At 72.1% G+C, this 24505-nt stretch carries 20 protein-coding genes; 12 read left to right on the top strand and 8 right to left on the bottom strand.

Going from position 1 to position 24505, the window contains the following annotated elements:
- Positions 1 to 55: 55 nt before the first annotated feature.
- The 4 genes from JT362_RS01845 to JT362_RS01860 are packed head-to-tail and all read left to right on the top strand — an operon-like array spanning position 56 to position 6267.
- Positions 56 to 1114, top strand: a complete 1059-nt coding sequence (locus tag JT362_RS01845; RefSeq protein WP_260189216.1) for a flagellar basal body protein FliL — start codon at positions 56 to 58, stop codon at positions 1112 to 1114.
- Positions 1101 to 3842, top strand: a complete 2742-nt coding sequence (locus tag JT362_RS01850) for a glycosyltransferase (protein WP_260189217.1) — start codon at positions 1101 to 1103, stop codon at positions 3840 to 3842. Before JT362_RS01845 ends, JT362_RS01850 begins: the two co-directional genes overlap by 14 nt.
- Complete coding sequence (locus JT362_RS01855) at positions 3839 to 4960, top strand: methyltransferase domain-containing protein (RefSeq protein WP_260189218.1); 1122 nt, start codon at positions 3839 to 3841, stop codon at positions 4958 to 4960. The genes JT362_RS01850 and JT362_RS01855 overlap by 4 nt, the downstream gene beginning before the upstream one ends.
- Positions 4961 to 4965: 5 nt before the next feature.
- A complete protein-coding gene (locus JT362_RS01860) occupies positions 4966 to 6267 on the top strand; it encodes an alginate O-acetyltransferase AlgX-related protein (RefSeq protein ID WP_260189219.1) in 1302 nt (433 codons plus the stop codon).
- A 9-nt stretch (positions 6268 to 6276) separates the two neighbouring features.
- Here the strand turns inward: JT362_RS01860 and JT362_RS01865 are convergent, their stop codons facing one another.
- Genes JT362_RS01865 through JT362_RS01885 form a run of 5 tightly spaced genes read right to left on the bottom strand, consistent with a single transcriptional unit; the run spans position 6277 to position 11143 of the window.
- On the bottom strand, positions 6277 to 7029 hold the full coding sequence (locus JT362_RS01865) for a group II truncated hemoglobin (RefSeq protein WP_260189220.1): 753 nt from the start codon (positions 7027 to 7029) through the stop codon (positions 6277 to 6279).
- A complete protein-coding gene (locus tag JT362_RS01870) occupies positions 7026 to 8564 on the bottom strand; it encodes a tripartite tricarboxylate transporter permease (RefSeq protein ID WP_260189221.1) in 1539 nt (512 codons plus the stop codon). Before JT362_RS01870 ends, JT362_RS01865 begins: the two co-directional genes overlap by 4 nt.
- A gap of 17 nt (positions 8565 to 8581) precedes the next feature.
- Positions 8582 to 9070: a tripartite tricarboxylate transporter TctB family protein gene (locus JT362_RS01875; protein WP_260189222.1), complete on the bottom strand. Its 489-nt coding sequence runs from the start codon at positions 9068 to 9070 to the stop codon at positions 8582 to 8584.
- Positions 9071 to 9074: 4 nt separating this feature from the next.
- Entirely contained in the window at positions 9075 to 10046 is a 972-nt protein-coding gene (locus JT362_RS01880; protein ID WP_260189223.1) for a tripartite tricarboxylate transporter substrate binding protein, read from the bottom strand.
- Positions 10043 to 11143, bottom strand: coding sequence for an acyl-CoA dehydrogenase family protein (locus JT362_RS01885; protein WP_260189224.1), 1101 nt, complete (start codon positions 11141 to 11143; stop codon positions 10043 to 10045). The genes JT362_RS01880 and JT362_RS01885 overlap by 4 nt, the downstream gene beginning before the upstream one ends.
- A gap of 193 nt (positions 11144 to 11336) precedes the next feature.
- Between JT362_RS01885 and JT362_RS01890 the strand changes: the two genes are divergently transcribed.
- From JT362_RS01890 to JT362_RS01910, 4 genes are read left to right on the top strand one after another with little or no spacing between them, the layout of a single operon-like run.
- Positions 11337 to 12533, top strand: coding sequence for an acyl-CoA dehydrogenase family protein (locus JT362_RS01890; protein ID WP_260189225.1), 1197 nt, complete (start codon positions 11337 to 11339; stop codon positions 12531 to 12533).
- A complete protein-coding gene (locus tag JT362_RS01895; RefSeq protein WP_260189226.1) occupies positions 12530 to 13357 on the top strand; it encodes an enoyl-CoA hydratase/isomerase family protein in 828 nt (275 codons plus the stop codon). Before JT362_RS01890 ends, JT362_RS01895 begins: the two co-directional genes overlap by 4 nt.
- A gap of 7 nt (positions 13358 to 13364) precedes the next feature.
- Positions 13365 to 14495 (top strand): CaiB/BaiF CoA transferase family protein, encoded by a 1131-nt coding sequence (locus tag JT362_RS01900; protein ID WP_260189227.1) that lies wholly within the window; start codon positions 13365 to 13367, stop codon positions 14493 to 14495.
- 32 nt (positions 14496 to 14527) lie between these two features.
- Positions 14528 to 15529, top strand: a complete 1002-nt coding sequence (locus JT362_RS01910) for a LysR family transcriptional regulator (protein ID WP_311202654.1) — start codon at positions 14528 to 14530, stop codon at positions 15527 to 15529.
- Between the two features lie 4 nt (positions 15530 to 15533).
- Here the strand turns inward: JT362_RS01910 and prcB are convergent, their stop codons facing one another.
- Positions 15534 to 16388: a proteasome subunit beta gene (gene prcB, locus JT362_RS01915; protein WP_260189228.1), complete on the bottom strand. Its 855-nt coding sequence runs from the start codon at positions 16386 to 16388 to the stop codon at positions 15534 to 15536.
- A 99-nt stretch (positions 16389 to 16487) separates the two neighbouring features.
- On the opposite strand from prcB, the gene JT362_RS01920 reads away from it, so the two are divergent.
- From JT362_RS01920 to JT362_RS01930, 3 genes are all read left to right on the top strand, one after another.
- Positions 16488 to 16796, top strand: coding sequence for an antibiotic biosynthesis monooxygenase family protein (locus tag JT362_RS01920; protein WP_260189229.1), 309 nt, complete (start codon positions 16488 to 16490; stop codon positions 16794 to 16796).
- A 10-nt stretch (positions 16797 to 16806) separates the two neighbouring features.
- Positions 16807 to 21453 (top strand): leucine-rich repeat domain-containing protein, encoded by a 4647-nt coding sequence (locus JT362_RS01925; RefSeq protein WP_260189230.1) that lies wholly within the window; start codon positions 16807 to 16809, stop codon positions 21451 to 21453.
- 64 nt (positions 21454 to 21517) lie between these two features.
- On the top strand, positions 21518 to 21868 hold the full coding sequence (locus JT362_RS01930; protein ID WP_260189231.1) for a helix-turn-helix domain-containing protein: 351 nt from the start codon (positions 21518 to 21520) through the stop codon (positions 21866 to 21868).
- 4 nt (positions 21869 to 21872) lie between these two features.
- On the opposite strand, the gene JT362_RS01935 is transcribed toward JT362_RS01930, so the two are convergent.
- Together JT362_RS01935 and JT362_RS01940 are read right to left on the bottom strand one after the other, a co-directional pair.
- Positions 21873 to 22463 (bottom strand): ClpP family protease, encoded by a 591-nt coding sequence (locus JT362_RS01935; protein WP_260189232.1) that lies wholly within the window; start codon positions 22461 to 22463, stop codon positions 21873 to 21875.
- A complete protein-coding gene (locus JT362_RS01940) occupies positions 22460 to 23074 on the bottom strand; it encodes a ClpP family protease (RefSeq protein WP_260189233.1) in 615 nt (204 codons plus the stop codon). Before JT362_RS01940 ends, JT362_RS01935 begins: the two co-directional genes overlap by 4 nt.
- Before the next feature lie 154 nt (positions 23075 to 23228).
- On the opposite strand from JT362_RS01940, the gene JT362_RS01945 reads away from it, so the two are divergent.
- A complete protein-coding gene (locus tag JT362_RS01945) occupies positions 23229 to 24500 on the top strand; it encodes a GDSL-type esterase/lipase family protein (protein ID WP_260189234.1) in 1272 nt (423 codons plus the stop codon).
- Positions 24501 to 24505: the final 5 nt, after the last annotated feature.

Genomic DNA, 24505 nt, shown 5'->3' on the forward strand with positions numbered 1-24505 from the left:
AGCGGCGTCCACGTGCCGGGCATGCGCGCGTGGCGAACTGGGAGGTTGGTCAGGCGTGTCGTGGCAGGAGGGGCTTCGCGAACTCGACGAAGCCCTCGCATCAGGACGGATCTCCGCGGACGAGTACCGGGTCCGCCGCGACAAGCTGCTCACCTCGGCCGTCACCCCCGGCGACGAGACCGAACGGACCCAGCAGGTCGGCCGCTGGCAGGCGAACCACCCCGGTACCACACCCGGTTCGACAGCAGCGGACGGCGAGGAGACGCAGGTCGTTCCCGGGGTGCCGACGCAGTCCGGGCTCGGCGGGCAGCCGCCGCGGCCCGCGCCCGGCGGGTACCCGGGCCAGTACGGGTCACCGCCCTGGGACCAGGACCAGTCCCCACCGTGGGGCGGGCAGGAGTTCCCGCCGCTCGCCCCGACCACGAGCCCGGACTGGATCCGGCAGGGGCCCGAGGTGTTCGCGCCCGAGACCGGGTCCAAGGGCGGCCGCGTCCTGCTGCTCACGGCCCTGATCGTGGTGCTGGTCGCCGGTCTCGGGGTCGGCGCGTACTTCATGTTCTTCGCCGGCGGTGGCCAGGAGCAGGCCGGCCCCGGCACGACCGGTGGACAGACCACGACCGCGCCGACCACGACGCAGCCGCCGAAGGACGACCTGTCCACCGCCGAGCTGCCCGGCAAGACGGAGGACCACAGCGGCATCACCACGTTCGCGGACGCGGCGGCCAGCAACTTCCTGACCGACGACGAGATCGCGATCTACCAGGAGGCCGGGGCGGGCAAGAGCCGGTTGGTCGCCTCGACCACCGACGACGAGGTCCACACGCTGATCTTCACCACGCAGGCGTCGTCGGCGGACGCGGCCGAGACGGCCAGCGGGAAGCTCGCCGAACAGCAGATCGTCTACGGCATGACCGAGTACGCCGACGCGCCGGCCAACGTCGAGGTCGGCGAGTTCCCGGGGAACGACACGACGCCGGCGACGATCCGCGCGCACTACCAGTTCCGGGAGACGATCGTCCGGATCCAGGTCAACGGTGCCGAACTGGACGCCGTCACCGCCGTGTTCGAGGACCTCGTCACCGCCCAGCTCGAGGTGCTCGATGCGAACGACTGAACCGACCCGCTCGGTCGCGTGCACCATCGTCGCCCGCAACTTCATCCCGGCCGCGAAGGTGCTCGCCAGGTCCTATCTGGAGCACCACCCCGGGGCGGAGTTCGTGGTGGCCGTCATCGACGGCGTGCGGGACACCGACGCCGAACCGGGCGTGCGCTTCGTCGGCCCCGACTTCCTCGACCTGGACCGGTCAGAGTTCCTGCGGATGGCGACGTCCTACACCCTCGGCGAGCTGGCCGGTGCGGTCAAACCCCTGCTGTTGCGCAGGCTCCTCGACCAGGCGTCGGCCGTCGTGTTCCTGCAGCCGGACATCCAGGTGTTCGCCCCGCTGACCGACGTCGAACAGCTCGCGGCCGACCACCACATCGTCCTGACGCCCCGGTTCACCGAGCCGCTCCCCCGCGACGGCAAGGAACCGAACGAGGCCGCGGTCATGGGCGCCGGCATGTTCGACCTCGGGTTCATCGCGGTCGGTCCCGGCGCGAAGCCGTTCCTGGACTTCTGGAAGGACCGCACCCGCCAGGACTCCATCGACGACCCCGGCGCGCAGCTGTTCGTCGACCAGCGCTGGGTCGACCAGGTTCCGACCCTGTTCGAGCACACGATCCTGCGCGACCCCGGTGTCAACGTCGCGTACTGGAACCTGCACGAGCGGCCGCTGACCCGCGGCACCGACGGGCGCTACCACGTGGGCGCGGATCCGTTGCGGCTGTTCCACTTCAGCGGCTACCGGCCGGACCGGCCCTGGCTGCTCACCCAGCACTGCCAGGACCGGCCGCGCATCCTGCTGTCCGAGCACCCGGAGGTCAGCCGGCTCTGCGACGCCTACCGAGGGGAGCTGCTGGCGGCCGGCTACGAGAGCCCCGAGGACGCCGAGCCGTACGGCTACGACCGGCTCGCGGACGGCACCCGCGTCACCACGCCGATGCGGCGGCTGTTCCGCAACACCTGGCTGGCCGCCGAGCTCCCGGACGCCGAGCACACCCTGTTCCGGCGGGCGACCGACGAGGTGCCGCCCCATCCGTTCGGGGAGGACGGCGGCGCGGCGTTCCGGCGCTGGCTGAGCTCACCCAGCTCTCCGCCGGAGGTGGCGACCGGCCTCAACCGGCTGACCATGCTGGTGTGGGCGCACCGGCCGGACCTGCAACGTGCCTTCCCGTGGCCGTGCAACGCCGACGCCGCCGCGTTCCGGACGTGGTGCCACACCTACGGGGTCGAAGAGGAGGTCATCCCGGACTGGGCGCTGCCCACCAGCCCGACCCCGGTCCGGGCACCCGACGACGTGTTCGGGGTGAACGTCGCCGGCTACCTGACCGCCGAGCTGGGCCTCGGCGAGATGGGGCGGATCATCCACGACGCCGTCGTCGACGCGGGCGTCCCGGTGGCCTCGGTGGTGGAGGACCACTCGCTGGCCTGCCGCAGCGACCTGCCGCCGCCGGACACCGCCGGCCGGCCGCGGTTCCCGGTCAGCCTGATGACGGTGAACTCCGACCAGACCGAGCTGCTGCTGGCGAGCTATCCGGAGGTGGGCCACGAGCGCTACCGCATCGGCCTGTGGGCCTGGGAGCTCGACCAGCTGCCGACCTGGCAGCGCGGCGGGTTCGAGTACGTCGACGAGGTCTGGACGATCAGCGAGTTCTGCCGGGAGGCGTTCGCCAGGCACTCGCCGGTGCCGGTCAAGGTCGTGCCGGTGCCGGTGCCGGATCCGGGCGTCCCGGAGCGCGGGCCGCGGCCGGCGGGCAAGCCGACCCAGTTCTTCTTCGCCTTCGACTTCAACAGCACGGCGCAGCGCAAGAACCCGTGGGGCGCGGTCGCGGCGTTCCAGCAGGCGTTCCCCGGCCGGGACGACGTGCGGCTGGTCATCAAGACGACCAACGGCAGGCTGCACCGGCCGGCGATGGAGCGGCTCGTCCGGACCGTCCAGGGTGATCCCCGGATCGAGGTGTTCGACCGCTACCTCGGCGTCGCCGAGCTGGCCGCGCTGTACCGCGACAGCGACTGCTACGTCTCCCTGCACCGCAGCGAGGGTTTCGGCCTGACCGTCGCGGAGGCGATGGTGCGGGGCATGCCGGTGATCGCGACGGACTACTCGGGCACGACGGAGTTCTTCACCGGCGAGGTCGGCTGGTCCATCCCGTACCGGACGGTGGACGTGGGGCCGGGCTGGTTCCCGTACCCCGAGGACGCCACCTGGGCCGAGCCCGACCTCGCCGCGGCGGCCGCGGCCATGCGGGTGGTCGCGGACAACCCGGCCGAGGCGCGGCGGCGGGGCGTGGCGGCCAGGGAGCACATCCTGCGCACCAGGTCGGTCGCGGCGGCCGCGTCCTGGATCCGAACCGAGCTGACGAACGCCTACGAGACCTGGCGCGCCGACCACGTCGCGCCGGACGACACCGCCACCACCGGGAAGTACACATTGGACACGGCACGAGCGGCACTGCACTGGCGGGCCGACCCCGAGGTGGCGTCGCGGACACCGCTGGCGCCCGCGCTGCGGCGGGTCGTGCTGCGGGCCGTCGACCACTACGACGCGCACCAGCGCACGATGCTCGCCGCCGTCGTCGACGACACCCAGGACGCGATCAACCAGGTCGGCGAGGACGTCGAGCGGTCGCTGACCCGGCACGACGAGCGGATCGACGGCCTGCGGGCCCAACTCGACCAGGTCGCCCGGATCGTCGACGGTCTGGTGCGCCGCTCCGGCCAGCCGAGGGAGGGGTCGACGTGACAGAGCTGGAGGCGGTCCGCACCACCTGGGAGCAGCTCGGCTCGACCAACCCGTACTGGGCGGTGCTGACCGAGAACGACTTCCACGAGGGCGAGGCACGGGCGGAGTTCTTCGCCACCGGCCGCACCGAGGTGCGGGAGATGCTGCGGCTGCTCGAGGACCGGGGCCACCGGCCGGGTGGCCACGCGGTCGACTTCGGCTGCGGGGTCGGCCGGCTGAGCTTCGCGCTGGCCGAGCACGTCGACGAGGTGACCGGTGTCGACGTGGCCAGGTCGATGCTCGACGAGGCGGTCACCAACAACCCGTTCGGCGACCGGGTCCGGTTCGTGCACAACGAGAGCCACGACCTGCCGTTCCCGGACGACTCGGTGGACCTGGTGGTCAGCTCGATCACCCTGCAGCACATTCCGCCGAGCCTGAGCATCCGCTACCTGATGGAGATGGTGCGGATCACCCGGCCCGGCGGACACCTGCTGTTCCAGCAGCCGAGCCACATCCCCGCTCCGGTGCCGATCCCCGCCGAGCAGTGCCGCGCCACGCTCGCCGTCGTCAGGGCTCCCGGCACGCTGGTCGCCGACGAGTGCGGGTACGTCCGGGTGTCGGTGCGCAACGACGGGACCGAGACCTGGCCGGCCGGGCAGCTGCTGAACGTGGGCAACCACTGGTACCGCGACGACATCGCCGTGCGGTGGGACGACGGGCGGGCGAGCGTGCCGTGCCCGCTGGCTCCCGGGGAGTCCGGCGAGGTCACGCTCCAGGTGACCGCGCCGAGCGCCGGGGGCGACTACCAGCTCGGTGTCGACGTGGTCCAGGAACACGTGGCCTGGTGGTCGGACCGCGGCACCCGGATCGTGCGGCACCCGGTCACCGTCGAGGCGTCCACGGCCCCACCGCCCCCGCGACCGGAGGCGCCGGGAGCCGCGGAGCAGGTGGCGCCCGCGCCGAAGGTGAGCGGCATGCAGATGCACGGCGTGCGCACGGAGCTGGTGTGCGGGCTGCTCCGGCAACTCGGCTGCACGGTGCTCGACGCGCTGCCGGACCGGCGGGCCGGTGACAACTGGGCGAGTTACTTCTACGTGGTCGAGGTCGGCGAGTACCGCCTCGAAGTCGACCCGTAGCGGCCATGGCCGAGGGACCGACCGGAGGGAACGACGTCCGGGGCGTCCTCCCGCCGGTCCACGAGTCGCTGCTGCCCTCCGCGCATCCGCTCTACCGCCCGAGGCACGCCGGCCGGCAGCTGCTCGCCCTGGTCTGCGCCGCCGTGTTCTTCACCGCGCCGGTACTGGCGATGGCTCTCGGCGCCCGGCAGGCGGAGTTCGAGAACCGGAAGCTGACCGAGTTCCCCGGCCTGGCCCAGGGCTGGGGGTTCCTCACCGGCCTGACGCCGTGGGCCGCGGACAACCTGCCGTTCCGCGCGGACGCGCTCGCCGCGGCCGACTGGGTGAGCCGCGAGCTCTTCGGTGAGCCACCGGCGTTCGACCGGGCCGGCCCCGACGTCGGCGTTCTGCCGCCTGCGGGGCCGGGCGAGCGGGAGGACCCGGAGGCGCTCGCCGTCCCGGACGTGATCGAGGGCGACGACGGCTGGCTGTACCTGGGCGACGACATCGTCAGCCGGTGCGACCAGGCTCAGCCGGTCGACGAGACCATCGCGCGGCTGCGCGCGCTGCGCGACGGTGTCGAGCGGTCCGGTCGTCGGTTCGTGCTGATCGTGGGGCCGGACAAGACCACGGTCGTGCCCGAGTACCTGCCGGACCACTACGTCGGGCAGGCGTGCGCCGAGGAGGTCGCCGACGAGTTGTGGCGGCGGCTGACCGAACTCGACGCGGTCGACCTGCGCGACGAGCTGCGTGCCTGGGGCGAGCGACTGGGCAGGCCGGTCTATCCGAGGCTCGACGCGCACTGGTCGGACGAGGGCGGGATCGTGCTGACCAACCGGCTGGCCCAGGCCGTCGAGCCCGGGGTGAGCGAGGGCTGGAAGATCGACCCGGTCGGCTCCTGGGAGACCTCGGCGGACCTGCCGCCGCTGATCGGCCGCTCGGGCCTCGCCCAGGGCCACACCTACGCGCTGCGCCCCGACGGCCGGACCGACCTGACCAGGGACCTTCCGTTCGAGTTCGCCAGCCCGGTGCGGATGGACACGGCGTCCGGGCCCGGCACCGTGGACACGTCCGTCGGCTACCTCGGGGACTCGTTCACGCTGCGCGCGCTGCGGTACCTGGCCGCGGTGTTCGGCGACCTGACCGCCCTGCACTACGGGGAGGTGGGGCGGGACGCCGGGCGCTCGGCCGGCCGGATGCTGGCCGAGCACGAGGTGGTCGCGGTCCAGATCGTCGAACGGACGCTGGCCTCCGGCAACAGTGTGCTGCTCGACCCAGAGGTGGTGGACGGCATCACCGCCGAGCTGGCCGCCCGGCCCCTGCGCTGACAGTCGTGGTCAGCCCTGCCAGGGAAGGACGTTGCCCCAGCCCCACTCCGGCATCGGCTCGTCCTGGTTCGGCTTCGCGCCGGGGCGGGAGAAGATCACCGCCATCCGGGTGCCCCATTCCAGGTAGCCGACGAACGCCGAGCGGAACTCCGGATCGTCCGGCAGGCCCACCTCGTCGGCGGTCTCCTGCAGCAGCGCCACCCACCGCCGGCGCTGCTGCTCGGTGATGCCCCGGCCGAGGTGCTTGGCGACCATGTGCGGGTGGCCGCCGCGGTGCTCGGAGTACACGCGCGGGCCGCCGAAGACCTCGCCGACCCAGGCCGCGACGTGCTTGGCGTGGTCGGGGTCCATGCCGGCGAACAGCGGCGCCAGCAGTTCGTCCTGTGGCACGCGCTCGTAGAACACCTGAAACAGCTTCTCGATCGCGTCCGCGCCGCCGGCCCACTCGTACAGCGTCGGGACCGCGTCACCGATCTCCACCGGCGTGTAGTGGCGCATCTCCTGGATGTCGTCGACGAAGCCGCGGATCTGGGCGAAGAACGGCGGGAAGTTCGGGCCCTTGCGGAAGCCATCCAGGTGGTCGTGGGTGGAGGTCCAGGTCAGCCGGACCACGTAGCTCTCCGGCTCCTCCTCGCAGCGGGTCAACTCGATGCCACGGCACTCCGGCGCCGCGGCCAGGTGCGCGGCCGCGCGGCGGTAGGCGTCCTCGAACTCCGCGGAACGGTCCGCGGGAACCCGGTATCGGATGTACTCGATCGTCACCTTCGCAGTCGAGCACCGGGGGTCTCGTTCGGCAAGTGTGCGGTCCGTGAACGTTGTGCGAACACCGCCCGCCAGGCCGCGACGACCACGACGAGCAGCACGAGGCCGAGGATCACCACCGTGACCGGGCGGCCGAGCACGTACCCGGGATCGCCCGCCGAGTAGGCCAGGGTCTGCCGCAGCGACACCTCGAGCGTGGGCTGCAGGACGACCGCGAGCACGAACGGGGCCATGCCGAATCCCGACCGGCGGAGCAGGAATCCGAGCAGTCCGGCGACCAGCATCACCACCACGTCGAACATCGAGTTGCTCTCGGCGTACACGCCCACGACGCACAGTCCGATCACGAACGGCATCAACGCCTGGGGCGGCACGGACAGCAGGCGGGTGAACAGCCCCACCAGCGGCAGGTTGAGCACCAGCAGCATCAGGTTGGCGATGTACATCGCCGCGATCACGGTCCAGAACAGCTCGGGCTGGTCGTTGACGAACGTCGGGCCGGGGACGATTCCGTTGAGCAGCAACGCGGCGAGCACCAGCGCCATGGTCGGCGCGAACGGGATTCCGAGCGCCAGCAACGGAACGAACGCCGCGCCGGCGGCCGCGTTGTTGGCCGCCTCGGGACCGGCGACGCCCTGCACGGCCCCCTTGCCGAAGGTCTCGGGTCTTTTGGCGAGCTTCCGCTCCGCGACGTAGGAGGTGAACGTGGACAGCACCGCGGCCGGACCCGGCACGAGGCCGAGCAGGAAGCCGATCACCGATCCGCGCAGCGCCGCGGGCGCCGCCTCGCGGGACTCCCGCCTGCTGGGCAACAGTTCCCTGAGCTTCGGGGCGCGCACGGGTTCGGGTCGCCACCGCCGGCCGGCCACCGTGAGCGCCTCCGCGACCCCGAACACGCCCATGATCAGCGCGATGAAGCTGAATCCCTCGGCCAGGGTGCTCGAGCCCATGGTGAACCGCAGGTCGCCGGCGGCCGGGTCGATGCCGACCGTGCCGACCGCCAGGCCGGCGCAGATCATCACCACGGACTTCGCGGTGGAACCGGTGGACAGCGCGGCCAGCAGCACCAGCCCGGCCACGCACAGCGCCAGGTACTCCGGCGGGCCGAGCTCGACCGCGACCTCGCTCAGCCACGGCGCGAACAGCATCAGCCCGACGATCGCCATGGTGCCGGCCACGAACGACGACACCGCCGCGATCGTCAGCGCGGGGCCCGCCCTCCCCCGCTTGGTCAGCTGGTGCCCGTCGAGCGCGGTGACCACCGAGGACGCCTCGCCGGGCACGTTGAGCAGGATCGAGGTCGTCGACCCGCCGTAGGTGGAGCCGAAGTAGATGCCGGCGAACAGGATCAGCGACCCGGCCGGGCCGAGTTGCGTGGTCATCCCGAGCAGCACCGACATCGCGCCGATCGGCCCGATCCCGGGGAGGACGCCGACCAGCGTGCCGAGCACCACCCCGACGACCGCGAGGACGAGATAGGTGGGGTCGGCGAACGCGGCGAAGCCCGCGCCGAGGTTGTCGAACATCTCGCCCATGTGTCGTCCTCTCTCGCTCAGACCAGACCGAGCGTCCCGGCCGGCAGCGGCACCCACAGCCAGCGCACGAAGATCAACCAGGTGGCCGCCCCGAAGGCGACGCCGAGGAGCACGGCTCTGCTCCACCGCCGTACGCCCATGACCTTGGCGATCAGGACCAGTGAGACCGACAGCGTCACGACCATCCCCACCGTGTCGGCCAGCAGCGGCACGAGCAGCGCCGCGAGCAGCACGCCGCCGACCCGCCACCAGCTCACGTCGGCGTCGGGGTCGGGCTCGGGTTCGTTCTCGGGTTCCTCGTCGGGCGTGGCGGCCCGGCGGTGCCCGACGAGGACCGTGACGCTGGCGAGGACGAGCACGATCGCCACGACGAACGGGAAGAAGCCGGCTCCGCTCTCCGCCGGGGTGCCGAGCCCCTCGTCGAGGGCCAGCACCCCGTACAGCACGCCGAGCACCAGCAGCGCACCGGCCGCCAGCACGTCCTGGCTCATCCTGGGGAACCGCATGCGCTCAGGGGGCGAGCAGGTCGGCCGCCTCGGCCGCCTTGTCGGTCAGGCGTTTCTTCGCCGTCTCCCCGTCGGCGCCGCTGACGACCAGGCCGAGGTCGGTGGCCGCGGCGGTGAACTCGGGGCTCTGGATGGCTGCGCTGAACACGTCGCTGAGCTTGGTCCGCACGTCGTCCGGCAGGTCCGGCGGGGCCACCACCACGTTGTAGGCCTCCCACTCCAGGTCGACGCCCTGGTCGGTGAAGGTGCGGATGTCGGGGGCCAACTCGACCGACTCGGCGGTGGCGATGCCCAGCGCGCGCAGCTTCCCGGACTCCAGCTGCGCGACCGCCCCCGCCAGCTGCATGACGCCCACGTCGAGGTTGTCGCCGAGCAGCGCGGTGGTGGTCGCCTGGTCGCCGTCGAACTTGACGTGCCGGAACCTGGTCCCGGTCAGCTGCTCGAACTTCTCGGCCGGGATCGCGTAGTTCAGCGGGCCGTCGCCCATGGTGATGGACTCGGGGTTGGCCTTGGCGGCGGCGACCAGGTCCTCGATCCCCTGGTACGGGGAGGAGGCCGGCACCACGAACATGATCGGCGACGTGGTGACCTCGCCGAGCACGGTGACCGTCTCCGGGTCGTAGGAGACCTCCTCGGTGTGCGGGATCAGGGTGAGCGGCCCGTCCGGCACGATGCCGACGGTGTGGCCGTCCGCGTTGGCGTTGAGCACCGCCGTGGTGCCGACCGAGCCCGCTCCCCCTTCCCGGTTCACGACCTGGACGCGCCGGCCGAGCTCGTTCTGGTCGTTGACGACCTCGACCAGCGCGCGGGTGGTGGTGTCGATGCTGCTGCCGGCCGGGTACGGAACGATGACCTGCACGTCGCGCGTCGGGAAGGTCCCGCCGCCCGGCGGTCCGCCGCACGCGGCCACGACGAGCGCGCCCGCCGCGACGACCGAGCACAGCGCGACGCGGCGCGGCACTGGACGAGTTGTCATGAGACACCTCCTGGGTGCTGTTCGGCGTCCGCCGCGATGGCGGCCGCCGCGATGATCGGGTCGTGCCAGTCGGAGTCGCCGAAGTCGTAGGCGTCCCGGTGGAGCCGTTTGAAGTACCGGTGGGCGCTGTGCTCCCAGCTGAAGCCGGTCGCGCCGTGGAACTGGACCACCGCCGCCGCCGTCTCGCGGGCCAGGTCCGCGGCGCGGCTCTTGACCACCGAGGTCATCAGCGCGGCGTCGGGGCGTCCTGCGTCGTGGCTGTCGGCGGTGTACCAGACGGCGTCGGTGATCGTGGTCCACGCGACGTGCAGCTCGGCGAGCTCGTGCTGGACGGCCTGGAAGGAGCCGATCGCCCGGCCGAACTGACGGCGCAGGCGGAGGTGGTCGAGGGTGGTGCGCAGGGCGGCGCCCGCGGCGCCGACGAGGTCGGCGGCCACCAGCACGGTGAGCCGGTGCACGATCCGTTCGAAGGTGGCGTCGTCGTCCCAGCGCACCCGCTCGGCCGGCACGTCCGTCAGGGTCACCTCGGCCGCGCGCATTGCCGGGTCGACGGGCTCGACGCCGTGGGTCGACACCCCCGCCTGGGCGGTTTCGACGACGAACACGGCGGGGCCGTCGCCGGTGCCGGCCGCGACCAGGAGGACGTCCGCGTCCTCGGCGTGGTCGACGATGCCGGCGTCGCCGTCGAGCCGGCCGCCGGCCGTGGCGGTGACCCCGATGCCGTGCCGGTCCCACGACCCACCCTCGGCGCGCAGGGCGGTGCTGCCGACGAGTTCGCCCGCGACCATGGGCGCGAGCCAGCGGGCACGTTGTTCCGGGTCGGCCGAGGTCGCGACGACGTCGCACGCGGCAACCGCCGTCCCGATGCTCGCCGGGGCCAGGCCCGCCCCCAGCGCCTCGGCCACGACGGCCTGGTCGAGCAGGCCGAGCCCGAGGCCGCCGTCGCCCACCGGGGCCGTCACGCCGAGCCACCCGAGGCCGGCGGCCGCGCGGCACAGGGCACCGGGCGCCGGGCGGGGGTCGCCGGCGTGGTCGGTCAGCCACCGCCGCACGGCGACACCCATCGCCACCTGCTCGTCCGTGAGCTCGAAGTCCATTACGCACCGGTCCGCTCCGTGGGGTGCCACACAGTCCACAACGGACCGACCCAGTACGTCAAAGACGTGAAGCCAACCGGACCCATTGCGTTCCACAATGAGTCGATCCTGGCCGATACATTGACGAACGCAATGGATCGTGCTTCGTTTTGCTCTTTGACGCACTACGACACCGGTGCACAGGATGTGCCGCATGGATCTTCGATACTCGTCGGCGGCCGAGAAGTTCCGGCGCGAGATCCGTCGCTGGCTGGCCGAGTCCGTTCCGGCGGAGTGGCGCAGGCCGGGCTTCTGGATCGGTCTGGACGGCGGCGACGAGTCCGTCGACCTGCGACGCCGCTGGGAGCGGAGCCGGTTCGAGAACGGCTTCGCCGGCGTCGACTGGCCGGTCGAGTTCGGTGGGCGCGGCGCCGACCAGGAGTTCCGCGCGGTGCACGACGAGGAGATGGCCAGGGCCCGGGCACCGATCGGGCCGTTCCTGGGCCTGACCTACCTCGGCACGACGCTGCTGGGGCCCACCCTGCTGCGCTACGGCACCGAGGAGCAGAAACGCCGGCTCCTCCCCTCGATCCTGTCCGGCGCGACGATCTGGTGCCAGGGCTTCTCCGAGCCGGAGAGCGGGAGCGACCTCGCGAGCCTGTCCACCACGGCCCGCCGCGACGGCGACGACCTGGTGGTCTCCGGGCAGAAGGTCTGGACGTCGATGGCGGGGGTGGCCGACGCGCTGTTCGCGCTGGTCCGCACCGATCCCGCGGCCGAGCGGCACCGCGGCATCACCTTCCTGCTGATCGACCTGACCCTGCCGGGGGTCGAGGTCCGGCCGATCCGGCAGATGTCCGGGTCGTGGGAGTTCGGGCAGGAGTTCCTCGACGACGTCCGCGTCCCGGTCAGCGGGAACGTGGTCGGGCGGATCGACGACGGGTGGACGGTGGCCGGGTACCTGCTCTCGGTCGAGCGCAACGCCTCACCGGTCAGCCACTACGCGGAGTTCCGCCACGAGCTGGACGACGTGGTCGCCGCGGCCAAGGTCATCCGCAAGGACGGCAGACCGGCCGTGGAGCACCCGTCGATCCGGGCCGGCATCGCCCGCTGCCGGGCCGACCTGGAGCTGCTCCGCGTGCGCGGCTACCACACGATGACCAGGGTGGCCAGGGGCGAGGACCTCGGCGCGGAGGCGTCGGTCACCAAGCTGCTGTGGTCGCGGACCAGGCTGGCGATCGCCGACCTCGGGGCCGACGTCCTGGCCGCCGGCGGACAGCGGGGCGCCGGCGAGGCCTTCGCGCACCTGCGCTGGCGGCACCTGCACGTACGCGGCCAGCGGATCGCCGGCGGCACCGCCCAGATCCAGCGCACGATCGTCGCCCGCCAACTGCTGGACCTGCCCCGATGAGCGGCACCGAGGTCGGCTCGGGCACCGTGCTGTTCGACCTGGTCGACGGGGTCGGCACGGTGACGCTCAACCGGCCGGAGCGGCGGAACGCGATCTCCTGGCAGCTCGTCGAGGACCTGCTCGCCGCCCTCGACCGGGCCGGCTCGGCGCGCGGCCTGCGGGTCCTGGTCGTCACCGGCGCCGGCTCCGACTTCTGCGTCGGCGCCGACCTCGCCCGGGTCGGCTCGGACCACCAGGGCGACCAGGAGACCCGCACGCTGCGCGGCCGCTCGGCGGAGGACGACCTCGCGCGGCTGACCCACGCCTCGACCATCGTCGAGCTGCTCACGTCGTTCCCCCGGCCGACGATCGCCGCCGTCGACGGGGCGTGCGCGGGTGCCGGGCTGTCCCTCGCGCTGGCCGCCGACTTCCGGATCGCGGCCGAGCGCGCCGTGTTCAACACCGCGTTCGTCAGCGCCGGGGTGTCCGGCGACCTGGGCAGTGCCTGGCTGCTGACCCGCGCCGTCGGCGGCGCCCGCGCCAGGGCGCTCCTGCTCGACCCGGGGAAGCTGACCGCCGCGCGAGCCGCCGACGTCGGCATCGTGACCGAGGTCGTGGCCGACCTGCGGACCAGGGTCGACGAGCTGGCCGGCAAGCTCGCCACGCAGGCGCCGAGGGCGATGCGGTACGCGAAGCAGAACCTGGCCGACGCCGCGCTCGCCCCGCTGTCCGACTACCTGGGCCGGGAGGCGCCCCGCATGGTCGACTGTGCCCGCGGCGCCGACGCGCGGCTGGCCGCACGGGCGTTCATGGAGGGGCGCAGGCCGGTCTTCACCGAGGAGTAGGAGCAGCATGACCAGCCCACTGGCGGGAGTCCGCGTCGTCGAGTTCGGCCACTACATCGCGGCGCCCGCGGCCACCCAGCTGCTGTCCGACCTGGGCGCCGAGGTGGTCAAGGTGGAGCCGCCGACCGGTGACCAGGCGCGCGGCATCGGCGCATACGGGGAGGGCATCGTCCTCGCCTACAACCGGGGCAAGCGGTCGGTGGTGCTCGACCTCAAGCTGGCCGAGGACCGCGACGCCGCCCTGGAGCTGGTCATGGCGGCCGACGTCGTCGTGCAGAACCTGCGCGCCGGGACCATGGCCCGCCACGGGCTCGGCCCGGACGACGTGCTGCCCGCGCACCCCCGGCTGGTGTACGTCTCGGTCAGCGGGTTCAGTTCCAGGAGCCCGTCGGCGCGCCGACCCGGCCTGGACATCGCCGCGCAGGCCGAGAGCGGCCTCATGTCGGTCACCGGGGAGCAGGACGGTGATCCGCTCCGGGTCGGGATCCCGATCGCCGACGTCGCCGCCGGGCACGCGGTCGTGCAGGCCGTGCTGGCCGCGCTGCTGCGCCGCGAGCGCACCGGCCGGGGCGGGTTCGCCGAGGTGTCCCTGCTGGACGCCGCGATCCACCTGCAGTCGGCGATGTGGGGCGAGTGGCACGTCACCGGCCAGGAGCCGCGGCGCAAGGGGAACGGCCAGGCGACCGTGGCCCCGGCCGCGGACCTGGTGCACACCGCGGACGGGTGCATCGTGCTGTCGGCCTACACCCCGGAGCACTTCGCGCGGCTGTGCCGGTTCATCGGCAAGGAGTGGATGACCGGGGACCCCCGGTTCGCCGACAACCCGGCCAGGGTCGCGCACCGGGCGGTGCTGCTGGCCGAGATCCAGCAGGTGCTCGGCACCATGCCGACCACGGAGTGCCTCGCCCGGCTCGCCGACCACGGCCTGGTCGCCGCCGCCGTGCGCGGGTACCAGGAGGTGGCCGCCGCCGAGGACGTGCGCGCCAGCGGCGTGCTGACCACGGGGATCGCCCCGGACGGCACGCGCTACCCCGTCCCGTCACTGCCGTTCCGCCTCGACGGGGTCGAGCCGGCGGCGGACCGGGCGGTGCCCCGGCTCGGCGCGGACACCGACACGCTCCCCGGGCGCTCGCCTTGACCGGGCAGGCGAGGCGGGCCTTGGATCGCGCCATGAACGTGCGCGAGCTGGAGTGCTTCCTCGCCGTCGTGGACCACGGCAGCATCACCCGGGCCGCCGCCGCGCTCTACCTGGCGCAGCCGTCGCTGTCGCAGGTCATCCGCAGGCTGGAGGCCGACCTCGGCGTCGAGTTGTTCCGCCGGGTCGGGCGCGGCCTGACGCTCGCCCCGGCCGGCGAGGCACTGGTCGGGCCGGCCCGCCAGGTCCTCCGCGACCTGCACCAGGCGCGCCAGGTCGCGGAGGGCTACCGCGGCCTCGAGCGCGGCCGGGTCGACGTGGCGATCTCCGCGTCGCTCACGTCGAGCTTCCTGGCCGCGTGGGTGGGGCACTTCCGCCGCCGGCACCCCGGGCTGACGGTCCGGCTCATCCAGCACGACGGCGACTCCGACGACATCGTCGCGCTGATCCGGTCCGGTGAGGCCGAGCTGGCCTACACCGTCTCGCCGGTGTCGCGCCAGGGCATCGACTGCGTGCACATCGGGGAGGGCGAGGTCGTGCTCGCGCTGCCACCCGGCTGGCGCACCGAGTTCCCGGACCCGGTCCCGGTCGCGCTGCTCGACGGCCTGCCGATGATCGTCGACCGCGGGTTCGGGCGCACCTACCTGGAGTCCGTCCGCGACACCCGGGGGGTCGAGCCGGCCGTGGTCGTCGACGTCGCCGAGCCGGCCGGGCTGGTACCGCTGGTCATCGCCGGCGCGGGCGCGGCCCTGCTGCCGATGCGCCAGGCGCTGGACGCGCGGCGCCGGGGCGCGAACCTACGCATGATCGACCCGCTGACCTCGCGGATGATCTACGCGATCACGCCCGCCTCGCCGCTGTCCGCGCCGGCCAGGAGGTTCCTCGACCTGAGCAGGGAGAACCTGGACCGGTGGCGCCGCGCGGTCGCGACCCGCACGGCCAGGGGCATGACGCTGCTCGAGGCGGCGGTCGACGCCGACGGCGTGATCGAGGCCGCCTACCAGCGCCTCACCGAGACGCCGGTGGCGCCCGGCTGACGGGTCACCGGTCGAGGTCCGCCCGAGGGCCGTTCGGCTGGCGCTGGCGGCCGTCGACGACCTGGCGGGCGACGGCGGCGACCTCGTCGGTGGGCAGCTCGCGCTCCCCCTCGGCGGTCACCAGGTGCACCAGCGGGTAGATCCCGCGGGCGAGGTCGGGGCCCATGGTCGCGATGTCGGTGTCGGCCGCGTCGTACAGCGCCTCCAGGGCGACGGTGATCGCGTCCTGCTCGCTGAGGTCGTCGCGGTGCATCTTCTTCAGGCACCCGGTGGCGAACAGCGAGCCGGAGCCGATGGAGTGGAAACCCTCGTGCTCCTCGGTCAGGCCGCCGAGCGGGTCGTAGCTGTAGATGCGCCCGATGCCGGCCTCCGGGTCGAAGCCGGCGTACACCGGGACGACGGTGAAGCCCTGCATGGCCATCGTGATGTTCTGCTTGACCATGGCGCCGAGCTTGTTCGCCTTGGCCTGCAGGGAGAGGCGGACGCCCTCCAGCTTCTCGTAGTGCAGCAGCTCGACCTGGAACAGCCGGGCCATCTCGTAGGCGAGCGACGCGGTGCCGGCGATGCCGACGCAGGAGTACTCGTCCGCGGAGTAGACCTTCTCGGCGTACCGGTAGCCGACCGTGGTGCCGCTGGTCGCCTGGCGGTCGCCGGCCATGATCACGCCGCCGTCGAAGCGCATCGCCACGACCGTGGTGCCGTGCGGCACCTGCTCGACGAGGTCCGGTCGAGGGCCGACCTGACGGGTCCAGGGCAGGACGTCGGGCTGGATCCTGCTCGCCAGATCGGTGAAGGACGAGGTGGACATCGACATCAGGTCCCTGATCTGGTCACGCCGGTCGTTGGCCCCTGCCGCCATGTGCCTACCTCTCCCACGAAAACCTGCCGTCACCTCACATTATCGGAGATCGCTCCGGCTGCCCAACGTCCGGGAGCGCGATCCGCCAGGATGGAGCGCATGAGCGTAGTGAAGATCAACGCGTTGACGGTCCCCGACGAGATGCGCGAGACGCTGGAGCAGCGGTTCGCCGCCCGCGCCGGCACCGTGGAGAGCGCCGACGGCTTCGAGTGGTTCGAGCTGCTGCGCCCGGTGGCCGGCACGGACCAGTACCTGGTCTACACCCGCTGGCGCAGCGAGGAGGACTTCGAGAACTGGATGGCGGGCATGGGCCAGGCCGCCCACCGCGGCGGCGGGCAGCCGGCCGCCGCCGACTCCTCCGCGTGGACCTTCGAGGTCGTCGAGCAGACTGGCCCGAAGAAGGCGTAGGCAGCTCACCTTGGGGGCGCACGTGCCGTTCGGCACCGACGGAGCACACCGCCGGATCGAGAGGGCTCGCGACGAGGGGCACACGTCGCTCGACCTCGGGAACCTGTGGCTCACCCAGGTGCCACCGGAGCTGGCGGAGTTACCGGACCTGGCCGAGCTGCACCTCAACGGCAACCGGCTCGCCGAGGTGCCCGCGTGGCTCGGCGACCTCACCGGGCTCAGCACCCTCGACCTGAACGACAACCGGCTCTCCGCGCTGCCGCCGGAGCTCGGTCGGCTGCCGCTGGCCGACCTCCGGCTGAACGGCAACCGGCTCACCGAGCTGCCCGACAGCCTCGCCACGGCGACCGGCCTGACCAGACTCGACCTGGACAACAACCGGTTCGACGGGGTACCCGACTGGCTGGGCGGGCTGACCAACCTCCGCCGTCTCGACCTCGGGCGGTGCCGCCTCACCCGGGTACCCGACTGGTTGCGTGGCCTGCGACAGCTCACCGAGCTGTGGCTCAACCACAACCGGCTCACCGACCTGCCCGACTGGGTCGGCGAACTCACCACCCTCACCAGCTTCCACCTGAACGACAACCGGTTCGCGATCCTGCCGCCGAAGCTCGGTGACCTGACCGGCCTCACGATGCTCGGCCTCCAGGGCTGCGGTCTGGAATCGGTCCCCGAGTGGGTGGCCGGGCTCACCGGCCTGCGAGAGCTGGGGTTGGCGGACAACCGGCTCGTCGAGCTACCACCGTGGTTCGGCGACCTCACCGCGCTCACCACGGTCGAACTGCACAACAACCGGTTCGAGGTGGTCCCGCCGCAGCTGGCGGCACTGCCCCAACTGTCCAACCTCGACCTCGGCTGGAACCGCCTCACCGAGCTACCCGACTGGTTCGCCTGCCTCACCCACCTCACCGAGCTGCACCTGCGCTACAACAGGTTCAGGGAGGTCCCGGCGGCCGTCCGTGCCCTGACCGGGCTCACCACGCTGAGCCTCAACGGCTGCCGGATCGACACGTTGCCGGACTGGCTGACCGACCTCACCGGGCTGAAGACGCTGTGGCTCAACAACAACGACCTTTCCGCACTACCCGACCGGATCGGCCGGCTCACCAACCTCGACCACCTGTCCGTCGGCAACAACCGGCTCACCGACCTGCCGGAGGGCATGGCCTCCCTGAGCGAGCTGACGCGGCTGTGGGTCGACGGCAACCGGCTCACCGAGGTGCCCGGCTGTGTCGCCGCGCTCACCGGGCTGACCTCCCTCGGTATCGGTGGCAACCGGATCACCGCGCTTCCGGAGTGGCTGGGTGGTCTCACCGAACTCGACCTGCTGCGACTCGACGGCTGTCAGCTCGTCGAGGTGCCGGAATGGGTGCGTGGCCTGCGTCGGCTCACCAAACTGCACCTCGCCAACAACGCACTGACCGAGCTGCCGGAGTGGATCGGCGACCTGTCCGGCCTGACCCACCTGTGGCTCGACGGCAACCCCCTGTCCGCGCTGCCGGACGGACTCGCCGAGTTGTCCGGGTTGACCAGTCTCTCCGTGCGGAACTGCCAGCTCACCGAGGTGCCGCGCTGGCTGCCCGGTATGACCGGTCTCGACCAGCTGACCCTCGACAACAACCCCTTGGGCACGTTGCCGGACACACTGGGTGAGCTGGTCGGGTTGACCGCGCTCGACCTCACCGAGTGCGGCCTGACCGAGGTGCCCGCGTGGTTGCGACGGCTGACCGGCCTCACCGCGCTGACGCTGAGCAGGAACTCCCTGACCGAGCTGCCGGAGTGGATCTCCGAACTGAGCGGCCTCGTGGCCCTGGTCGTCGATGGCAACGAGCTGTCCTCGCTACCGAGGTCGATCACGGCGCTCACCGAGTTGACCATGGTGTGGTTCGACGACTGCACGGGTGTCGAGCGGCTCTCCGGCCTCCCCAAGCTCCACTCGCTGAGCCTCGCGCGATGCGGTCTCACGGAGCTGCCGGAGTGGACGCGATCCCTGACCGACCTCACCACCCTGTTCCTGCACGAGAACTCGCTCACCGAGCTGCCGGAGTGGATCTCCGAACTCGACGGGCTCTCCACGCTGTGGCTCAACGAGAACCAGCTGACCGGTCTGCCCGACCGCATCGGCGACCTGACCGGCCTCACCTCGCTCCGTCTCGACGACAACCGGCTGTCCAGCCTGCCGGGGAGCTTCGGTGCGCTCACCGGTCTGAACGAACTGCCGCTCGACAACAACCGGCTCGTCGCGCTGCCGGACAGCGTCGGCGATCTCTCCGGTCTGACCACGGTGAACGTGAACGGCAACCAGCTGACCGAGCTGCCGGACGGGCTCAGCGCGCTGACCAGGCTGCGGGTGTTGCACGCCAACAACAACCAGCTGCGGACCCTGCCCGACTGGCTGCCGGAGCTGCCGAACCTGACCCAGGTCTCGGTCAGCGCCAACCCGCTGGTGAGCCCGCCACCGGAGATCGCGACCGCCGGGTCGGAGTCGCTGATGGCGTTCATCCGGGCACGCCAGGAGGGCAGCGCCGAACAGTGGCTGTCCAAACTGCTCGTCGTTGGCGAGGGCGGGGTCGGCAAGACGTCCGCGGTGCGTGCCCTGGCCGGTGACCCGCACGACCCGGACGAGCCGTCCACCCACGGCCTGATGGTCAAGGAACTGACCGTCCCGCACCCCGACCACCCGGACGTCCACATGCGACTGAGCGCGTGGGACTTCGGCGGCCAGCAGATCTACCACGCCACCCACCAGTTCTTCCTGACCAACCGCTCGCTGTTCCTACTGCTCTGGAACTCCCGGCTCGGCTGGGAGCAGGGCAAGCTCCGCTACTGGCTCGACATCATCGCCGCCCGCGCGCCCGCGTCGCCCGTCGTGCTGGTGGCCACCCACCTCACCGACCGGCCGGTGGACCTGCCGCTGTCCGAGCTGCGGCAGGAGTACCCGAACATCGTGGACAGCCTCGCGCTGGACAACGCGACCCGCGCCGGCGTCGACGCGTTGGGTGCCAGGCTGGCCGAGTGCGCCGCCCGGTTGCCGCTGATGGGGTCGCAGTGGCCGGTCTCCTGGCTCGCGGCGGCCGACGCGGTCCGGGGCGCGGAGGAGAACCACGTCACGCCCGATCGGATGTGGGAGCTGATGGCCGGTGCCGGTGTCCGCGACCCCGACCAGCAGCGGTACCTCGCGGTCGCCCTGCACGAGCTGGGCGACATCCTGTACTACAGCGACGATCCCGAGCTGTCGCAGATCGTCGTACTGCGGCCGGAGTGGGTCAACGACCACATCAGCAGGGTGCTGGACAGCGACCGGGTCGCCGCCGGGCACGGGCTGCTGACCCGGCGCCACCTCGACGAGCTGTGGTCCGGGCTGGACCGGGGGTTGCGGGACCACTTCCTCGGCATGATGGACAAGTACGACCTGTCCTACCGGATCGAGGGTGGTCGGACCGGCGACGTCAGCCTCGTCGTCGAGCGGCTGCAGTGGGACCCGCCGGACTACCAGCCCGAATGGGACGAGATCGGGCGGCGCGACAACACCCGCGAGATCCGCGTCCTGTACCGGCTGAACACGATGCCGCCCGGGATTCCCACCTGGTTCATCGCCCGCTCGCACCGGTTCAGCCGGGCCATGCACTGGCGGACCGGCGCGCTCCTCGGCCACGGCGACGGTCAGCACCTCGCGCTGGTCCGGGCGAACCGGCACCGCAACACCGTCGAGCTGGCCGTGCGCGGTCCGTCGCCGGTCGGGTTCTTCTCCATCCTCGACGACGGTCTCAACCTGACCCTGGAACGGTTCCCCGGCCTGCACATCACCCGCCAGGTGCCGTGCCCGTGCCGGGACCACGAGCCGGTGCCGTGCCAGGAGCTGTTCGACTACGAGGACCTCCGCACCCGGATGAACCGCACGCCGCCCCGGGACGAGATCGAGTGCCGGAAGTCCTACGAGTTCGTGTCGGTGCCGCAACTGCTGCTCGGGCTCGCACCGTCCGAACGGGACGTCGCGCGGACGGGTCTGGAGCAGATCACCGCGGCGCTGGCGCGGATCGACGACAAGCTCGACGCCCAGGGCATCTACGTGCAGCGGATGTTCCTCAAGCTGCAGCGGCTGGCCCAGACCCAGCAGGAGGCACGCTGTCCCAGCGTCTTCGCCATCGTGCCGACCGGGAAGCGGAAGCTCGCCGGGTCGGCGTACGAGATCCGGCTGTACTGCGAGGAACCGGGTGCCTGGCACCGCCTCCCCGACCGCGCGGGCTGCTACCCGATCACCCAGCCGGCGGAGTGGTTCCGGAAGGTCGGCCCCTACCTGCAGCACCTGATGGTCGCGCTCAAGCACGTGGCCCCGCTGGCCGGCCCGGTGCTGGGCGTCACCGTCGACAAGCTCGACGAGCAGGTCAAGGCCGACTGCGACCTGATGAAGGAGCTGGTGTCCCAGCTACCCGACGAGATCCGGCACGAGCCGGAGCTGTCCATCATGGACGCCGTGCAGACCGGCCCGGCGGCCAGGGCGGTGCACGACGCCGACTTCCGCGCCCTCCAGGCGATGCTGACCAGGCTCGACCCGGACCAGGAGTGGGGCGGCCTGTCCCGCACGACGACCCCCGAGGGCCTGACCCTGTACCTGTGCGCCGACCACGTCGCCGGCTACCACCAGACCGGTCGGTGAGTACCGGTTTCGCTCGGAGCGGAAACCGGCGTCGCCGGTGGCGCGGCGGTGCCAGGATGGGCGCATGGCCGACATCCTGCCCTTTCGCCGGGAGCGCGATCCCGAACCGGCGTCCGACCCGCTGTGGCGCGAGGCGCTCGGCGCGACCCTGCGCGCGGCCAGGGAGGAGCAGGGCGGGCGGCTGGTCGACGTCGGTGAGCGGGCCGGCGTCTCGCCGCAGTACCTGTCCGAGATCGAGCGCGGGCGCAAGGAGCCGTCCAGTGAGATGATCGCCGCGGTGACCGGTGCGCTCGGGCTCACCCTGGACGACCTGCTCCTCGACATCGCCACGGACGTGCGGCGGCGCCGGGCCGCCCGGCTCGCGCTCCGGCGCCGTCCCACGAGGACGACCGGGCCGGAGCTGCTCGCCGCGTGAGGGGTCAGGCCCGCTGGTCGAGGACGTGGTCGGCGAGCCCGTAGGCGACGGCGCCGGCCGCGTCGAACACGCGGTCCCGGTCGGTGTCGTGCCGCAGGTCCGTGACGCTCCGACCGGTGTGGGCGGACAGGATCTCCTCCAGCTGCGTGCGCACCCGCACCACCTCGTCGGCCTGCAGGATGAGGTCGGGGATGGTGCCCCGGCCCTGCGCGGCGGGCTGGTGCAGCACGACCCTGGTGTGCGGCAGCACGGCCCTGCGCCCGGACTCGCCAGCCGCGAGCAGCACCGCCCCGGCCGCGACGGCCTGGCCGACGCACGTCGTCGCCACCGGCGCCTTGATGTAGCGCATGGTGTCGTACAGCGCGAGCATCGCGGACGGGTCGCCGCCCTCGGAGTTGATGTACATGTCGATCTGCTGCTCCGGGTTCTCCGCCTCCAGGTGCAGCAGCTGGGCGATCAGCGCGTTCGCCACGCCGGAGTCGATCCCGGTGCCGAGGTAGACGATCCGCGAGGACAGCAGGTGCGAGTAGACGTCCATGATCCGCTCGCCGCCGACGGTGCGGGTGATGACGTTCGGGATGGTGTAGGTGCTCATGCGGTGACTCCCAGTCCCAGCTCGTGCGTGCGCACCGGCAGGACCTGCGCGAGGTCGCTGACGATGTGGTCGATGAACCCGTACTCGCGGGCCTGCTCGGTGGTGAACCAGCGGTCGTGCAGCGAGTCGGCGAACACCCGGTCGATCGGCTGCCCGGTGTCCTCGGCGATGATCCCGAGCACGGTGTCCCTGGTGTGCCGCAGGTCGTCGGCCTGCACCTCCACCTCGACCGCGGAGCCGCCGATGCCCGCGGAGCCCTGGTGCATCAGGACGCGGGCGTGCGGGAGCGCGTACCGCTTGCCCGGCGTGCCGGCGGACAGCAGGAACTGCCCCGCGCTGCACGCCAGCCCGAGCGCGAGCGTCGCCACGTCGCACGGCACGAGCCGCATGACGTCGCGGATCGCCAGCATCGACGGCACCGACCCGCCCGGCGAGTGGATCCACAGTGCGACGTCCTTCTTGGGGTCCTCGCCGGCGAGGGAGAGCAGCTGGGTGGCGAGGACCGTGCCGTTGTCGTCGTCGAGTACGCCGTCGAGCACCAGCACACGCTGGCTGAGGAACCGTTCCCGCAGGCGGTGGTCGAACAGCGGGGGCCTGTCGTCGTTCGTCATGGCCCCGACCCTGCCGTCGGGGCGCGGTCGTGCGCCGCTCGTGCTGCTGTGAGCGGATCCGCCCACAGCGGACCGAGGTCTTGACGGCCTGTCCGACACTCGGTTCAAGTGGACTAGTGGTTCAGCCATTTCGGCCTACCGAAACGAGGTCCCCATGGAAGGCACCGAGCACCGTCCCTCCGGAATCCGTCGGCTGCTCGCCGTGTTGGCCGTCAGCGCCACGCTGATGGCCGGCCTGGCGGCACCGGCGAGCGCGGCGGCCGAGCGGCACCACCGGCCGTGGTTCACGTCGTGGGCGCAGTCGCAGCAGCGGCTGTCCGACACGGTGTTGCGGAACCAGTCCGTCCGGATGGTCACGCACCTCAGCCAGGGCGGCAGGGCGCTGCGCGTCCGGATCCAGAACACGTTCGGCACGACACCACTCACGGTCGACGCCGCCACCGTCGCGCGCAGCGACAACGGGCCGGCGCTCGTGGGTCGTGCCCACGACGTGACCTTCGACGGCCGCCGGGCGGTCGTGGTGCCCGCCGGTGGCGAGGTGTGGAGCGACCCGGTCCGCCTGGTCACCGAGGCGCAGGACGACGTGGCGGTGTCGATGTTCGTCGCCGGCGAGGCCAGGCCGGGTGAGCACGTCAGCGCGTTCCGGCGGAACTACCTCACTCCGGCGGGCGCGGGCGACCACACGTCCGACCCGTCGGGCGCCGCGTACACCCGGACGGTCGAGTCCACGTACCTGGTCAGCGCGGTCGACGTGGCCGACCCGAGGCTCAGGGGCACGCTCGTCGCCTACGGCAGCTCGGTGGTCGACGGCACCGGCAGCACGAACTGCGGTCCCGGCTGCACCGAGCTGGGCACCAACCGCCGGTGGACCGACGAGCTGGCCCGCCGGATCACCGCCGAGTTGCCCCGGCACGGCCGGTTCACCGTCGCCAACGCGGGCATCGGCGGCACGACCAGCTCCGCCGAGTGCTCGTCGACCCCCGACGACGTCGACGGGCTGGACGCCGTCAGCCGGCTGGAACGCGACGTGCTCGCCCTGCACGGCGTGACCGGCGTCCTGTACTACTACGGCACCAACGACCTCGCCCACGACTGCACCGCCGAGCAGATCGTGGACAGCTACCGGGACGTGTTCGCCCGCCTGCACCGGGAGGGCATCGACGTGTACGTCACGCCGATCACGCCGCGGCCCGGCTACACCGACCAGCAGAACGTCCACCGGCACGGGGTCGGCGGGTTCGTCCGGCACGGCGGCGACTGCACCGGCACCTGTGACGGCGTGCTCGACTTCGACCAGGTGCTCATGGACCCGGTCCGGCCGAACAGCATCTACCCGCCCTACGACACCGGCGACGGCATACACGCCAACATCGCCGGCCAGCAGGCGATCGCGGACTACGTCTCGCTGCCGATGATCACCGGCTGACGCGC

Origin of the sequence: Actinophytocola gossypii, assembly GCF_025165815.1 — a bacterium.
GTDB classification, from domain to species: domain Bacteria; phylum Actinomycetota; class Actinomycetes; order Mycobacteriales; family Pseudonocardiaceae; genus Actinophytocola; species Actinophytocola gossypii.

Coding starts and splice junctions, on each gene's coding strand:
- JT362_RS01895 (WP_260189226.1), top strand. CDS start 12,530: ATGAGCGGCACCGAGGTCGGCTCGGGCACCGTGCTGTTCGACCTGGTC.
- JT362_RS01940 (WP_260189233.1), bottom strand. CDS start 23,074: ATGACGAACGACGACAGGCCCCCGCTGTTCGACCACCGCCTGCGGGAA.
- JT362_RS01880 (WP_260189223.1), bottom strand. CDS start 10,046: ATGACAACTCGTCCAGTGCCGCGCCGCGTCGCGCTGTGCTCGGTCGTC.
- prcB (WP_260189228.1), bottom strand. CDS start 16,388: ATGGCGGCAGGGGCCAACGACCGGCGTGACCAGATCAGGGACCTGATG.
- JT362_RS01945 (WP_260189234.1), top strand. CDS start 23,229: ATGGAAGGCACCGAGCACCGTCCCTCCGGAATCCGTCGGCTGCTCGCC.
- JT362_RS01860 (WP_260189219.1), top strand. CDS start 4,966: ATGGCCGAGGGACCGACCGGAGGGAACGACGTCCGGGGCGTCCTCCCG.
- JT362_RS01870 (WP_260189221.1), bottom strand. CDS start 8,564: ATGGGCGAGATGTTCGACAACCTCGGCGCGGGCTTCGCCGCGTTCGCC.
- JT362_RS01930 (WP_260189231.1), top strand. CDS start 21,518: ATGGCCGACATCCTGCCCTTTCGCCGGGAGCGCGATCCCGAACCGGCG.
- JT362_RS01910 (WP_311202654.1), top strand. CDS start 14,528: ATGAACGTGCGCGAGCTGGAGTGCTTCCTCGCCGTCGTGGACCACGGC.
- JT362_RS01885 (WP_260189224.1), bottom strand. CDS start 11,143: ATGGACTTCGAGCTCACGGACGAGCAGGTGGCGATGGGTGTCGCCGTG.
- JT362_RS01935 (WP_260189232.1), bottom strand. CDS start 22,463: ATGAGCACCTACACCATCCCGAACGTCATCACCCGCACCGTCGGCGGC.
- JT362_RS01875 (WP_260189222.1), bottom strand. CDS start 9,070: ATGCGGTTCCCCAGGATGAGCCAGGACGTGCTGGCGGCCGGTGCGCTG.
- JT362_RS01920 (WP_260189229.1), top strand. CDS start 16,488: ATGAGCGTAGTGAAGATCAACGCGTTGACGGTCCCCGACGAGATGCGC.
- JT362_RS01890 (WP_260189225.1), top strand. CDS start 11,337: ATGGATCTTCGATACTCGTCGGCGGCCGAGAAGTTCCGGCGCGAGATC.
- JT362_RS01850 (WP_260189217.1), top strand. CDS start 1,101: ATGCGAACGACTGAACCGACCCGCTCGGTCGCGTGCACCATCGTCGCC.
- JT362_RS01900 (WP_260189227.1), top strand. CDS start 13,365: ATGACCAGCCCACTGGCGGGAGTCCGCGTCGTCGAGTTCGGCCACTAC.